General features: G+C 66.8%; 13 protein-coding genes. 8 read left to right on the top strand and 5 right to left on the bottom strand.

The window, feature by feature from the left end:
* Window positions 1-26: 26 nt before the first annotated feature.
* From tatA to lnt, 4 genes are read left to right on the top strand one after another with little or no spacing between them, the layout of a single operon-like run.
* Window positions 27-263: a twin-arginine translocase TatA/TatE family subunit gene (gene tatA / locus ABD648_RS02755; protein ID WP_116634986.1), complete on the top strand. Its 237-nt coding sequence runs from the start codon at window positions 27-29 to the stop codon at window positions 261-263.
* A gap of 57 nt (window positions 264-320) precedes the next feature.
* Window positions 321-1079, top strand: a complete 759-nt coding sequence (tatC, locus tag ABD648_RS02750) for a twin-arginine translocase subunit TatC (RefSeq protein ID WP_282217484.1) — start codon at window positions 321-323, stop codon at window positions 1077-1079.
* A complete protein-coding gene (locus ABD648_RS02745; RefSeq protein ID WP_282217195.1) occupies window positions 1076-3550 on the top strand; it encodes a DEAD/DEAH box helicase in 2475 nt (824 codons plus the stop codon). The genes tatC and ABD648_RS02745 overlap by 4 nt, the downstream gene beginning before the upstream one ends.
* 11 nt (window positions 3551-3561) lie before the next feature.
* Window positions 3562-5100: an apolipoprotein N-acyltransferase gene (lnt, locus tag ABD648_RS02740; protein ID WP_282217194.1), complete on the top strand. Its 1539-nt coding sequence runs from the start codon at window positions 3562-3564 to the stop codon at window positions 5098-5100.
* A gap of 68 nt (window positions 5101-5168) precedes the next feature.
* Here the strand turns inward: lnt and ABD648_RS02735 are convergent, their stop codons facing one another.
* From ABD648_RS02735 to ABD648_RS02720, 4 genes are all read right to left on the bottom strand, one after another.
* The gene (locus ABD648_RS02735) at window positions 5169-5552 is read right to left on the bottom strand and encodes an RNA polymerase-binding protein RbpA (RefSeq protein WP_282217193.1); all 384 of its coding nucleotides are present in this window, start codon (window positions 5550-5552) and stop codon (window positions 5169-5171) included.
* Window positions 5553-5657: 105 nt separating this feature from the next.
* On the bottom strand, window positions 5658-6455 hold the full coding sequence (locus ABD648_RS02730; protein ID WP_282217192.1) for a glycerophosphodiester phosphodiesterase family protein: 798 nt from the start codon (window positions 6453-6455) through the stop codon (window positions 5658-5660).
* The gene (locus ABD648_RS02725; protein ID WP_282217191.1) at window positions 6452-7384 is read right to left on the bottom strand and encodes an SPFH domain-containing protein; all 933 of its coding nucleotides are present in this window, start codon (window positions 7382-7384) and stop codon (window positions 6452-6454) included. Before ABD648_RS02725 ends, ABD648_RS02730 begins: the two co-directional genes overlap by 4 nt.
* Window positions 7385-7393: 9 nt before the next feature.
* The gene (locus ABD648_RS02720) at window positions 7394-7867 is read right to left on the bottom strand and encodes an NfeD family protein (protein WP_282217190.1); all 474 of its coding nucleotides are present in this window, start codon (window positions 7865-7867) and stop codon (window positions 7394-7396) included.
* A gap of 120 nt (window positions 7868-7987) precedes the next feature.
* Between ABD648_RS02720 and ABD648_RS02715 the strand changes: the two genes are divergently transcribed.
* On the top strand, window positions 7988-8752 hold the full coding sequence (locus tag ABD648_RS02715) for an SDR family oxidoreductase (RefSeq protein ID WP_282217189.1): 765 nt from the start codon (window positions 7988-7990) through the stop codon (window positions 8750-8752).
* 73 nt (window positions 8753-8825) lie between these two features.
* On the opposite strand, the gene ABD648_RS02710 is transcribed toward ABD648_RS02715, so the two are convergent.
* Entirely contained in the window at window positions 8826-9416 is a 591-nt protein-coding gene (locus ABD648_RS02710; RefSeq protein WP_282217188.1) for an HdeD family acid-resistance protein, read from the bottom strand.
* 178 nt (window positions 9417-9594) lie between these two features.
* Between ABD648_RS02710 and ABD648_RS02705 the strand changes: the two genes are divergently transcribed.
* Genes ABD648_RS02705 through ABD648_RS02695 form a run of 3 tightly spaced genes read left to right on the top strand, consistent with a single transcriptional unit; the run spans window position 9595 to window position 12796 of the window.
* A complete protein-coding gene (locus ABD648_RS02705; protein WP_282217483.1) occupies window positions 9595-9993 on the top strand; it encodes a helix-turn-helix transcriptional regulator in 399 nt (132 codons plus the stop codon).
* 5 nt (window positions 9994-9998) lie between these two features.
* Window positions 9999-10409, top strand: coding sequence for a VOC family protein (locus ABD648_RS02700; protein WP_282217187.1), 411 nt, complete (start codon window positions 9999-10001; stop codon window positions 10407-10409).
* A gap of 29 nt (window positions 10410-10438) precedes the next feature.
* Complete coding sequence (locus ABD648_RS02695; protein ID WP_282217186.1) at window positions 10439-12796, top strand: ATP-binding cassette domain-containing protein; 2358 nt, start codon at window positions 10439-10441, stop codon at window positions 12794-12796.
* Window positions 12797-12856: the final 60 nt, after the last annotated feature.

Below are 12856 nucleotides of genomic sequence, written 5' to 3'. Positions count from 1 at the left end.
AGCTTACCGAAGACGGGAATCCTGACATGTTCGCTGGAATGCAAGGCTGGCACCTGCTCATCGTGCTCGCCGTGATCCTCCTTCTGTTCGGTGCTGCGAAGCTGCCGGCGCTCGCGAAGAGCATGGGCCAGTCGGCCCGCGTCTTCAAGGGCGAGATGAAGGCCATGAAGGACGAGGACGCGACGCGCACCGACGCCGTCGTCGCCGAGCCCACCACGGTGAAGGACTCCGGCGTCGACCCTGAGACTCCGCCTCGCGCCTGACCGACCGTGGCAACCATCGAACCGACCGTGAAGCAGAAGGCGGATCGGGATCGGCGGATGTCGCTGGGCGCACATCTCGTCGAACTGCGCAAACGCCTGATGTATGCGGCGCTCGCGCTCGTCGTCGGCATGGTGGTCGCGTTCATCATCGCCGATCCGGTCATCCACCTGATCACGGAACCCATCCGCGTCATCATGGAGAAGCGTGGTGACAACTTCAGCGCGCTGAACTTCGGCACCGTGACGGCCGCGTTCGACATGCGCATGCGGATCGCCTTCTCGATTGGCCTGTTCATCTCCGCGCCCGTATGGCTGTGGCAGATCTGGGCGTTCATCATGCCCGGGCTCACCCGCAAGGAGATCAAGTACACGATCGGCTTCATCGCCGCCGCCGTGCCGCTCTTCTTCGCAGGGTGCTACCTCGGCATCGTGATCATGCCGCACGTGATCGAGCTGATGTGGGGCTTCACGCCCGAAGGCGGGACGAACTTCTACCAGGCGCAGGAGTACTACGACTTCATCTTCAAGCTGATGATCGTGATCGGGGTCTCCTTCGTGCTCCCGGTGTTCCTCGTCGCGTTGAACTTCGCCGGGGTCATGTCCGGACGCGCGATCCTCAAGGGCTGGCGCATCGCGATCATCATCGCGACGGTCTTCGCGGCCCTGGCGACACCGGCTGCCGACGTGATCAGCATGCTGATGCTGGCCGGCATCCTCATCGTCCTGTTCTTCGCGGCCGCGGGGCTCTCCCTGCTCTTCGACCGCCGCAAGCGCAAGCGCGACGCCGCAGCGGGGCTTCTGCCGGACGCTGCATGAGTTCGCCGTCCGAGCGATATGCGGCGGCACGAGAGGCCGCCGAGAACCCGGCGACGAACGCCTTCGCCGCGCGCCAGAAGTTCGAACTCGACCCGTTCCAGGTCGCGGGCTGCCACGCACTCGAAGCCGGCCGCAGTGTGCTCGTCGCCGCGCCGACCGGAGCGGGCAAGACCATCGTGGGCGAGTTCGCCATCCATCTCGCGATGCAGTCCCCGAGCGACAAGGCGTTCTACACGACGCCGATGAAGGCCCTGTCCAACCAGAAGTTCCGCGAACTGGTCGAGGTCTACGGCGCAGATGACGTGGGGCTCCTCACCGGCGACACCAACATCAACGGCAACGCACGCATCGTGGTCATGACGACCGAGGTGCTGCGCAACATGATCTACGCCGACTCGGCGGCGCTCCGCGACCTCCGGTACGTCATCATGGACGAGGTCCACTATCTCGCCGACCGGTTCCGCGGTGCGGTGTGGGAAGAGGTGATCATCCACCTGCCGCAGCACGTGCGGCTCGTCTCCCTCAGCGCGACCGTGTCGAACGCCGAGGAGTTCGGCGACTGGCTCGACACCGTGCGCGGCGACACCGAGGTGATCGTCTCCGAGATCCGGCCCGTCCCGCTCGAGCAGCACGTGCTTGTCAGGGACGACCTGCTCCCGCTGTTCGACGACCGGGCGGGCATCGCGACTGCGCAGGTGAATCAGGAGCTGATGCGGATCCGCTCCTTCACGGGTTCGAACTACGAGAACAATCGTCAGGTGCAGTCGTACGTCAGCAACAGGCATGCCGGGCGGCAGGCCAAGCGACCGCCGCGCGGTGGCCAGCGGCCCGTACGGCCGTCCAACCTGCGCCGCATCGAGCGGATGGATCGCCCCGATGTGATCAAGCTCCTCGAGCGCGCCAACCTGCTGCCGGCGATCTTCTTCATCTTCAGCCGCGTGGGCTGCGACGCCGCGGTTCAGCAGGTGCGCCGCTCCGGCATCCGACTGACCTCGTCGGAGGAGAAGGCGGAGATCCGCGCGATCGTCGAGGAACGCACTCGATCGCTGCAGGACGAGGACCTCGGCGTGCTCGGCTACTGGGACTGGCTGGAGAATCTGGAGCGGGGCGTCGCCGCCCACCACGCCGGACTCCTGCCCGCCTTCAAAGAGGTCGTCGAGGAGCTCTACCGCCTCAAACTCGTCAAGGTCGTCTTCGCCACGGAGACGCTGGCGCTCGGCATCAACATGCCCGCCCGCACGGTCGTGCTCGAGAAGATGGAGAAGTTCAACGGCGAGGCCCGGGTCGCGATCACCTCGGGGGAGTACACGCAGCTGACAGGGCGTGCCGGTCGACGCGGCATCGATGTCGAGGGGCACGCCGTGGTGCAGTGGACCGAGGGCATGGATCCGCAGGCCGTCGCCGCATTGGCATCGCGGCGGACCTACCCGCTGAACTCCAGCTTCCGGCCCACGTACAACATGGCGGTCAATCTGATCGACCTGTTCGGCAAGGCGCGTGCCCGGCAGATCCTCGAGTCGTCCTTCGCGCAGTTCCAAGCGGACAGGGCCGTCGTGGGTCTGGCGCGTCAGGTGCGGGAGGCCGAGGAGTCGCTCGCAGGGTATCAGAAGTCGATGGCGTGCGAGCACGGAGACTTCCCCGAGTACGCGGCGATCCGGCGCGAACTCAGCGACCTCGAGAAGAAGAACCGTCAGGACTCCGGCGCGCCACGTGTCGCCCGTGAGAAGCGCATGAAGCGCATCCAGTCGCTGCGGACGGCCATGCAGCGGCACCCCTGCCATCGCTGCCCGGATCGCGAGGCGCACGCCCGCTGGGCCGAGCGCTACTGGAAGCTCAAGCGGCAGACCGACCGCATCCGGCGCCAGATCGAGACGCGCACCGGCACCGTCGCGCGCGTCTTCGACCGCGTGGTCGAGGTGCTCGAGACCCTGGACTATCTCTCCGACGAATCCGGAGAGCCCGCGCTGACCGAGGCCGGTCGCACGATGCGCCGCATCTACGGGGAGCGCGACCTGCTGGTCGCCGAGTCTCTGCGTCAGGGATTGTGGAACGGACTCGACGCCCCGTCGCTCGCGGCGATGGCGTGCTGCCTCGTCTATGAACCGCGACGCGACGAGGCGAACTCGGGGGAGCGGGGCCTCCCGCGCGGCGCGTTCCGCACCGCGTACGAGAAGACGACCACGTTGTGGGCTGAGCTCGACGATCTCGAGAAGGATCACCACCTGCCGGGTTCCGAGCCGCTCGCGGCCGGTCTGGCCGGCGCGATGCACTCCTGGGCCCGCGGCGGCATGCTCGATCGCGTCCTGATCGACGCCGACATGGCGGCGGGTGACTTCGTGCGCTGGGCGAAGCAGACGATCGATCTGCTCGACCAGCTGTCGATCGTCGCGGAGGACGGTGCTCTCGCGCGGACGGCTCGCACGGCGCTCGACGGCGTGCGACGTGGAATCGTCTCCTACTCGTCGATGTGAGAATGAGAGGGATGTCTGAATCCCCGGCGCGCCAGCGCCCTCTCCTGCCGCTCTGGGCTGCTCTGCTCGCCGCTGCGCTCTCGGCCTTCTTGATGAACCTCGCCTATCCGGAGACAGCGATCTGGGTGCTCGCGTTCCCCGCTACCGCCCTCCTGCTCGTCGCGCTCATCGGTCGGCGTGCGGGGGGTGCTCTGCTGGTCGGGCTCGTCTACGGCATCGTGCTGTTCGGCTTCCTGGTGTCCTTCACCTCGCGTTATCTCGGGCCGATCCCGTGGGCGGCGCTGAGCGTGGTCGAGGGCGGGCTCACCGCTGTCGCACTGATCCTGACGGCGCTCGCCTACCGCTGGATGCCGCGTGCGTTCCCGGGCACAGCCGGACGCCTGGTGGGCCTCCCGCTCATGGTCGCGGCCCTCTGGGTGGGTCGGGAGGTCTTCGTCGGCTCCTTCCCGTACGGGGGCTTCCCCTGGGCGCGCATCGGCATGAGTCAGGCGGAGAGCCCGCTGGCCCCGCTGTCGTCCTGGTTCGGCGTCAGCGGCCTCGGATTCCTCATGGTGCTCCTGGTCGCCGTGCTGATCGAGGTTGTCCGCCTGCGGGCATGGCGGTCTCCTCTGCGACTCCTCGTGCCCGCCGCGCTCGTACTCGTCCTGTTCTTCACGCCGTTGTTCCCGACGACGGATGCCGGTTCGATGCGCATCGCCGCCGTACAGGGCAACGGTCCCACCGGCTACTTCGACGAGCGCGAGCCGTTCTCGGTGATCGACGCGCAGACCGCGGCCACGACCCCCCTTTACGGCGAGGACGTGGATCTGCTGGTCTGGCCGGAGGGGTCGCTGGACACCGACCCGTTCCAGAACGAGGCGCTGGCTCGACGGATGACGCTGATCACGACCCGGATCGGGGCGCCCCTGCTCGCGAACGCCGCGACCGGGCGGAACGAGCGCTACTTCAACACATCGATGCTGTGGACGGATGCCGGGGGAGCGACGCACCTCCACGACAAGCGGCATCCGGTGCCGTTCGGGGAGTACGTACCGGATCGGGCATTCTTCAACGCGCTGGCGCCCGACCTGATCGGACTCATCCAGCGCGAGTACACGCCCGGCGAGAATCCCCCCGTGGTCGACGTCGACGGAGTTCCCGTGGGACTCGCGATCTGCTTCGACGTGATCTACGACGACGTGATCACCGAGGGTGTGAACGCCGGAGCACAGGTGCTGGTGTTCCAGACGAACAACGCCGACTTCCGCGGGACCGATGAGAATCTGCAGCAGCTTGCCTTCGCGCGGATGCGGGCGATCGAGACCGGGCGCAGCGTCGTGAACATCTCGACGGTCGGCACGAGTCAGATCATTCGTCCCGACGGCTCGACCGTGACGAGCCTGGATGCCGGGGAGGCTGGTGCGATGCTCGAGGACGTCGAGCTGCGCACCGGGCTGACCGCGGGCGTCGTGCTGGGCCCGTGGGTGCAGCAGATCCTGGTCTGGGGCGGGCTGATCGCGCTCCTGATCGCGTGGTGGCGCAGCACGCGGCGGCGCGACGAGCAGGTGTGAACCGCGCCCGCCTCACACAGAGAAGCAGCAGGGCTCGTTCGAGCCCTGCTGCTTCGTGATCCGGGCGGTCAGGCCCCGATCTTCTCGCGGGTGGGGTCTTCGCCGGCACCGCGGCGGGCACGGATGAAGGCCAGACGCTCCTCGAGCAGCTCCTCGAGCTCGGCGCGCGTGCGACGCTCCATCAGCATGTCCCAGTGGGTGCGAGCGGCCTTCTCGTCGGTGACCTCGAGCGTGACGGCCTGGCCGTCGACGTTCAGGCGGGCGTCCGCTCCACAGGAGCGGCATTCCCAGGTCTGCGGCGGCTCGGCGTCAGCCGCGAACATCAGGTTCGTGACGTGTCCGCACGTGTCACAGGAGTAGTGGGTCTCGCGGCGCTCCATGAAAACGACGCCCTCTTCGCTCTGTAGGCTCTGGGCGCCGAGTCGGATGCCGCGCAGGCTGCGATCTGCCATTTTGTGGTCCTCTCGTCGCTGTCAGGTATAACGCTCCAGCCTGTGCGCCTGCTCAACGCGAGCGGATTCTCGGTGGGATTCACAGCGTAATCCCAGCGAAGGAGGTTATAGGGCCCGCCGAGGGCCGTCAGCGGGGTGGAGCGCGGCCAGTGCGACGTCGGCACTATCGGAGACGATGCCATCGACCCCGAGGCCCACCAGGCGCCGCATCTCATCCGGATCGTTGACCGTCCACACGTGCACCTCGACACCGGAGCGATGCGCGGCGCGGAGCAGCGCCGGGGTCAGCACCGTGAGCGCGCCGTGCCGTTCCGGGATCTGTAGAGCATCGATCTCACGGAGGACCCTGGTGGGGGAGAGGCGCAGGGACGAGACCGCACGCAATGCGGCGATCGTGCGGCTGCCGCCCGACGTGGCAGGCCGGAGCGCGGCACCTGCTCCCATGACGGACGCGATCGTCGCGCGACGGTGTACGTCGGAGAAGCTCGTCACGAGCACCCGATGCGTGTGCTCCGCGAGGATCGGGCCGAGGAGACCCGTGGCGGCGTCCGTCTTCACATCGATGTTGAACCGGATCCGCGGGAACGAGGAGAGTGCTTCTGCGACTGTGAGCAGCCCCCCATGATCGGCGAAGACGCTGCGGAGTTCCCTCGTGCGCACCTCCCTCACCGGACGGTGGTCGCCGAGGAGACGTTCGAGCGTCGCGTCGTGGAAGAGCACCACGTCGCCGTCGGCCGTCACCTGGCAGTCCGTCTCGATGTAGTCGACACCGGCGGCGTGAGCGGCGGCGAACGACGCCGCTGTGTTCTCCCAGACGCCGGAATCCTCGCCCGCCGCGGTGATCAGACCGCGGTGAGCGAGGACTCGGGGATGCCGTGCCTTCGAGAAGTACGGGTGCGTCACGCGCCCGGGAGAGTGTTGCTCGGGCCGCCCTGGCCGGGCTTCGGCGTGAAGGCGCTGCCGATACCCTTGAGAGCCTCGGTGAGCTCGCTCGGGATGATCCACAGCTTGTTGGACTGACCCTCGCTGATCTTCGGCAGCATCTGAAGGTACTGGTATGCGAGCAGCTTGTCGTCCGGAGCGCCCTGGTGGATCGCCGTGAAGACGTTCTGGATGGCCTCGGCCTCACCCTGCGCGCGGAGCACCGCGGCCTGCTTGTCGCCCTCTGCGCGGAGGATCTCGGCCTGACGCGCACCTTCTGCTTCGAGGATCGCGGACTGCTTGGTTCCCTCTGCCGTGAGGATGGCCGCGCGCCGGTCCCGCTCTGCGCGCATCTGCTTCTCCATCGAGTCCTGGATGGATATCGGCGGATCGATGGCCTTCAGCTCGACGCGGCCGACACGGATGCCCCACTTGCCGGTCGCCTCATCGAGCACGACGCGGAGCTGGCCGTTGATGTTGTCGCGGCTCGTCAACGCTTCTTCGAGGTTGAGTCCACCGACGACGTTTCGCAGCGTCGTGGTGGTGAGCTGTTCGACCGCACCGAGGTAGTTCGCGATCTCGTAGGTCGCGGCGCGCGCGTCCGTCACCTGGAAGTACACGACGGTGTCGATCGAGACCACCAGGTTGTCCTCGGTGATCACCGGCTGCGGCGGGAACGAGACGACCTGCTCGCGCATGTCGATCAGCGGGCGGAGTCGGTCGATGAAGGGCACCAGGAGGTTCAGACCCGGCATGAGGGTCTTGTGGTACCGGCCGAGCCGTTCCACCACGCCCGCGGTCGCCTGGGGGATGATCCGGATGGACCGGGCCAGCGTGACCACCACGAAGATGATCACCGCGATAACGAGTATCCAACCGATGGCGGCCGGGATGAACGAGGAGTCGTTCATGTGTTTCTCCTAGTCATTGACGGGACGGACGGTGGCGGTCGCCCCATTGATCGCGATGACCGCGACCGGTGAGCCTTGGGGGATCGGCACAGAGGTGGATGTGCGGGCGGTCCAGGTGTCACCGTTGCTGAGCTTGACCTGGCCGGAGATCTGCGTGACGTCGTGCAGAGCGATGCCACGGAGGTCGATCAGTGCATCGACATTCGACTTCGTGGGGTCCTCGCCGCGCCGCAACCTCTTCAGGAGTGGAGGCCGGAGGAAGAGCACGAACAACGCTGCGGCCGCCGCCGCGATCAGCACCTGTGCCCAGACCGGGAGCCCGACGAGGTCGGCGACCAGACCGATCACGCTGCCGAAGCTGAGCATGAGGAAGGTGAAGTCGAGAGTGAGCATCTCGATCACGAGGAAGAGAGCGATCAGGACCAGCCAACCGATCCACGCCCAATTGTCGATCAGTTCGATGAAGACGGAGAAGTCGTTCATGCGGCCTCCTTTGCGGTCAACCTATCACGCGCCGTCGACGCTCTCGGGTGCCCCGGGCCCGGATTGATAGTCTGTGAGAGCCGTGCGATCACGGCATCTCACCCATCTCCAGGAGTCATCGTGACCGACGTTCTTCCCGCAGGATCTCTCGACGGCAAGGTCGCCCTCGTCACCGGCTCATCCCGGGGGATCGGCGCCGACACGGTGCGCTATCTGGCCGAGGCCGGTGCCGATGTCGTCATCAACTTCCGGAACAAGGCTCCGCGGGCCGAGAAGCTCGCCGCGCAGCTGCGCGAACTGGGTCGCCGGGCGCTCGTCGTGGGGGCCGACCTCACCGATCCGGCATCCGTCGCCGAGATGTTCGACGCGATCCGCGCCGAGTACGGCCGGCTCGACGTCCTGGTCCTCAATGCCTCGGGCGGCATGGAGTCCGGGATGGCCGCGGACTACGCCCGGACGCTGAACCGCGACGCCCAGCTCAACGTCCTGAACGCGGCGACGCCGCTGCTCGGCGACGGCGCACGCGTGGTCTTCGTCACCAGCCACCAGGCGCACTTCATCCGCACCACGCCGACGATGCCCGAGTACGAGCCGGTCGCGCTCTCGAAGCGAGCGGGGGAGGATGCGCTCCGGGAGCTGATCCCAGGCCTGGCCGAGAAGGGCATCGGCTTCACCGTCGTCTCCGGCGACATGATCGAGGGCACGATCACGGCGACTCTTCTCGAGCGTGCCAACCCCGGTGCCATCGCCGAGCGTCGCGAGTCCGCGGGCAAGCTCTACAACGTGTCGGAGTTCGCCGCCGAGGTGGCGAAGGCCGCGGTCGACCCGGTGCCCGCCGACAACACGAGGCTCGTCGGCGACGTCAGCGCGTTCGCCGACGAGTAAGAAGGACGCCCGAACGACGATCGGCCCCGTCCTGCTTCGCGCAGGGCGGGGCCGATCGCTGTCGTCAGGACCGTCAGGCCGTCGCGCCCTCCGCGGCGGTGATGGTTTTCGCGTCCTTGCCGAGCGTGATCGCACGGACGATCTGCACGATGCCGAGTGCGACGAGCGAGATGCCGAGGAGCAGCCAGAACGCCAGGCCGGCGATGATCGGCGAGAACAGCACGACGACTCCGGCGATGATGCTCAGCAGCGCGTAGAGCAGCGTCCACACGCGCGAACCGTCACGGCCGAGCAGCGACAGGGAGACGACGCCGTCCACGATCCAGCTGATGCCGATGAAGATGACGACGACGAACGCGAGGGTCGCCGCAGCCGCACCGAGGTTCGCGTAGGCGATCACACCGGCGACGATGTAGACGAGACCCAGCACGATGTGGCCGACGCGGGACCATCCGCCCTTGGCGCCCGAGAAGATGCCGAGTCCGATGTACACGAGGCCGGCGATGATCAGATAGGTGGCGAAGATCGCCGTCACGATGACCGCCGACTTCACCGGCCAGATCAGGAGGACGAGGCCGGCGATGAGAGCGATGACGCCGGACACGGCCAGCGCGACGCGGATGGACTTGAAGAGGGACTTCGCTTCGGAGAGTGGTTCGGACATGATGTGGACCCTTTCTGAGAGAATCCTGTGGGGATGCCCTCAGGGTAGCGCCCGTGGGATCGCCTGTGGGAGAGGCTTCGATCGCGCGTCGCAGAACGTCACCCCGTGACGTCTGGTGACGTGACAGGATCGACTCGTGACAGCCGTGGACGACGCCCGCCTGCGCGAGCTCGCCGTGATGCGGAAGGTGAGGGACCGCATCGACCGCGAGTACGCGCGGCCGTTGGACGTCGAAGCTCTTGCCAGGGGAGTCCACATGTCTGCGGGGCATCTGAGCCGCCAGTTCCGCGAGGCGTACGGGGAGTCGCCGTACTCCTATCTGATGACCCGTCGTATCGAACGGGCGATGGCTCTGCTGCGCCGTGGCGACCTGAGCGTGACCGAGGTGTGCTTCGAGGTCGGGTGCTCGTCGCTCGGAACGTTCAGCACGCGGTTCACCGAGCTGGTCGGTGTCTCACCCCGGGTGTACCGTGAACGCGCCGCCAATGTCGACGGCATCCCGTCCTTCCAGGCCAAGCACGTGACCAGACCGATCAGGAATCAAGAAGCACCGCGCACCGATGCGCATCTAGCGTGAACACCATGAACATCAGCATCCACTACGCCTTCCTCCCGCACACCGACGCCGATGCGGCCCTCGGGTTCTACCGAGACACGCTCGGCTTCGAGGTGCGCAACGACGTCGGGTACGACGGGCTCCGCTGGCTCACTGTCGGTCCCGCCGGCCAGCCCGAGACCTCGATCGTCCTGCACCCGCCGGCCACTGACCCCGGCATCACCGACGTGGAGCGGCAGACCATCCTCGAACTCATCGCGAAGGGCAGCTATGGTGCGCTGACCCTCGCGAGCGACGATCTCGACGGCCTGTTCGAGCGTCTGGTCGAGGGTGGGGCCGACGTCGTGCAGGAGCCCATGGATCAGCCATACGGAGTGCGCGACTGCGCGTTCCGCGACCCGGCAGGGAACCTGCTCCGTATCAATCAGGCCGGCTGACCGATCAGCCTCGACAACGAAGGACGCCGATGACCGCCGCCGAGCATCCCGCAGACGCCCATGACCTGATCCGCGTGCAGGGCGCGCGGGAGAACAATCTGAAAGACATCAGCGTCGACATCCCGAAGCGGCGCCTCACCGTCTTCACGGGTGTCTCGGGATCGGGCAAGAGCTCGCTCGTGTTCGACACGATCGCCGCCGAGTCCCGACGCATGATCGACGAGACCTACAGCGCCTTCGTGCAGGGGTTCATGCCGTCGGTCCCGCGTCCGGATGTCGACGTCCTCGACGGACTGACCACGGCCATCATCGTCGACCAGGAGCGTCTCGGCGCCAATCCGCGTTCGACGGTCGGCACCGTGACCGATGCGAACGCCATGCTCCGCATCCTCTTCAGCAAGCTCGGTTCTCCGTACATCGGCGGGCCGACGGCGTTCTCCTTCAACATCCCGACCCAGCGGGCGAGTGGCGTGATGACGGGCCCGAGCGGCGAGAAGAAGATCGTGAAGGATGCGATCTACCTCGGGGGGATGTGCCCGCGATGCGAGGGCAGGGGAGCGGTGTCCGACCTTGACCTCGCGCAGATCGTCGACGAGTCGAAGTCGCTCGACGAGGGCGCGATCATGGTTCCGGGGTACACCGCTGACGGATGGATGGTGAAGGGCTTCTCGGCCTCGGGCTTCTATCCGGCCGACAAGCCGATCGCGCAGTTCACCGAGAAGCAGCGGCACCTCCTGCTCTACGGCGAGGTGACCAAGGTGAAGATCTCCGGGATCAACATGACCTATGAGGGTCTGATCCCGAAGATCACCAAGTCGATGCTGTCGAAGGACCTCGACGCGCTGCAGCCGCACATCCGCGCCTTCGTCGAACGGGTCGCGACGTTCGCGGTCTGCCCGGAGTGCGATGGAACCCGGCTCACCGAGGGAGCGCGCTCCTCGAAGATCGACGGCGTCAGCATCGCCGATGCCTGTCGCATGCAGGTGACCGACCTCGCCGCGTGGGTGCGCGGACTCGAGCTGCCCGGAGCAGGACCCCTCCTCGAGGCTCTCAGCGCGAATCTCGACGCGTTCGTGACGCTCGGACTCGGCTACCTCAGCCTCGAGCGGCCGTCCGGTTCGCTCTCCGGGGGAGAGGCGCAGCGGATCAAGATGCTCCGCCATCTCGGGTCCTCGCTCACCGACGTCACGTACGTGTTCGATGAGCCGACGATCGGACTGCACCCGCACGACATCCAGCGCATGAACAGTCTGCTGCTGAAGCTGCGCGACAAGGGCAACACAGTCCTGGTGGTCGAGCACAAGCCCGAGACCATCGCCATCGGCGACCACGTGATCGACCTCGGCCCGGGAGCCGGAGGCGCCGGCGGAGAGATCTGCTTCGAGGGCACGGTCGAAGGTCTCAAGTCCAGCGGCACGCGCACCGGCGATCATCTGGAAGATCGTGCTCAGCTGAAGGATGCCGTGCGCGCGAGCGACGGCGCCATCGAGGTGCGGGGTGCCACGGCGAACAACCTCCAGAACGTCGACGTCGACATCCCGACCGGAGTGCTGACGGTCGTCACTGGCGTCGCAGGGTCGGGCAAGAGCTCGCTCATCCACGGTTCGGTCTCGCGTCGACACGGCGTGGTGGCGATCGACCAGGGGGCGATCAAGGGTTCGCGGCGGAGCAATCCTGCGACGTACACGGGGATGCTCGAGCCGATCCGCAAGGCGTTCGCGAAGGCCAACGGAGTGAAGCCGGCGCTGTTCAGTGCGAACTCCGAGGGAGCGTGCCCGACCTGCAAGGGCGCAGGGGTCATCATCACCGAACTCGGCTTCATGGACACGATCGAGACGCCGTGCGAGGACTGCGGTGGCAAGCGCTTCCAGGCGAGCGTGCTGGAGTACAAGCTGGCAGGCAAGGACATCACCGAGGTGTTGGATCTCCCGGTGTCGGATGCGCGGGTGTTCTTCTCCGACGGCGAGGCGAAGATCCCGGCGGTCACCGCGATCCTGGGCCGCCTGGACGACGTCGGGCTCGGATACCTGTCACTCGGCCAGCCGCTGTCGACGTTGTCCGGCGGCGAGCGTCAGAGGATCAAGCTGGCCATCCAGATGGGGGAGAAGGGCGACATCTACGTGCTCGATGAGCCCACCACTGGTCTTCATCTGGCCGACGTCGACAAGATCCTCGGACTTCTCGATCGGCTCGTCGATTCGGGCAAGACCGTGATCGTGATCGAACACCACCAGGCCGTCATGGCGCACGCCGACTGGATCATCGACATCGGTCCCGGCGCGGGCCACGATGGCGGCACGATCGTGTTCGAAGGGAAGCCTGCCGATTTGGTATCCCAAAAATCGACGCTGACGGGGCAGCACCTCGCCGAGTACGTGGGGGTGTGAGGCAGACGACAGCCTGCGATCGCACCTATGAGCCGGCCCCAAGGTCGGTCGCATGTTGCT

Origin of the sequence: Microbacterium luteolum, from assembly GCF_039533965.1 — a bacterium.
In the GTDB taxonomy this organism is placed as follows: domain Bacteria; phylum Actinomycetota; class Actinomycetes; order Actinomycetales; family Microbacteriaceae; genus Microbacterium; species Microbacterium luteolum.
Note: the sequence above shows the minus strand (reverse complement) of the source record. Positions and strands in the feature narration are given on the sequence as shown.

Excerpts from the sequence above, each read along its gene's own strand:
- ABD648_RS02720 (WP_282217190.1), bottom strand. The coding sequence starts at position 7,867 with ATGAACGACTTCTCCGTCTTCATCGAACTGATCGACAATTGGGCGTGG.
- tatA (WP_116634986.1), top strand. The coding sequence starts at position 27 with ATGTTCGCTGGAATGCAAGGCTGGCACCTGCTCATCGTGCTCGCCGTG.
- ABD648_RS02725 (WP_282217191.1), bottom strand. The coding sequence starts at position 7,384 with ATGAACGACTCCTCGTTCATCCCGGCCGCCATCGGTTGGATACTCGTT.
- lnt (WP_282217194.1), top strand. The coding sequence starts at position 3,562 with ATGTCTGAATCCCCGGCGCGCCAGCGCCCTCTCCTGCCGCTCTGGGCT.
- ABD648_RS02700 (WP_282217187.1), top strand. The coding sequence starts at position 9,999 with ATGAACATCAGCATCCACTACGCCTTCCTCCCGCACACCGACGCCGAT.
- ABD648_RS02745 (WP_282217195.1), top strand. The coding sequence starts at position 1,076 with ATGAGTTCGCCGTCCGAGCGATATGCGGCGGCACGAGAGGCCGCCGAG.
- ABD648_RS02710 (WP_282217188.1), bottom strand. The coding sequence starts at position 9,416 with ATGTCCGAACCACTCTCCGAAGCGAAGTCCCTCTTCAAGTCCATCCGC.
- ABD648_RS02705 (WP_282217483.1), top strand. The coding sequence starts at position 9,595 with ATGCGGAAGGTGAGGGACCGCATCGACCGCGAGTACGCGCGGCCGTTG.
- ABD648_RS02695 (WP_282217186.1), top strand. The coding sequence starts at position 10,439 with ATGACCGCCGCCGAGCATCCCGCAGACGCCCATGACCTGATCCGCGTG.
- tatC (WP_282217484.1), top strand. The coding sequence starts at position 321 with ATGTCGCTGGGCGCACATCTCGTCGAACTGCGCAAACGCCTGATGTAT.
- ABD648_RS02735 (WP_282217193.1), bottom strand. The coding sequence starts at position 5,552 with ATGGCAGATCGCAGCCTGCGCGGCATCCGACTCGGCGCCCAGAGCCTA.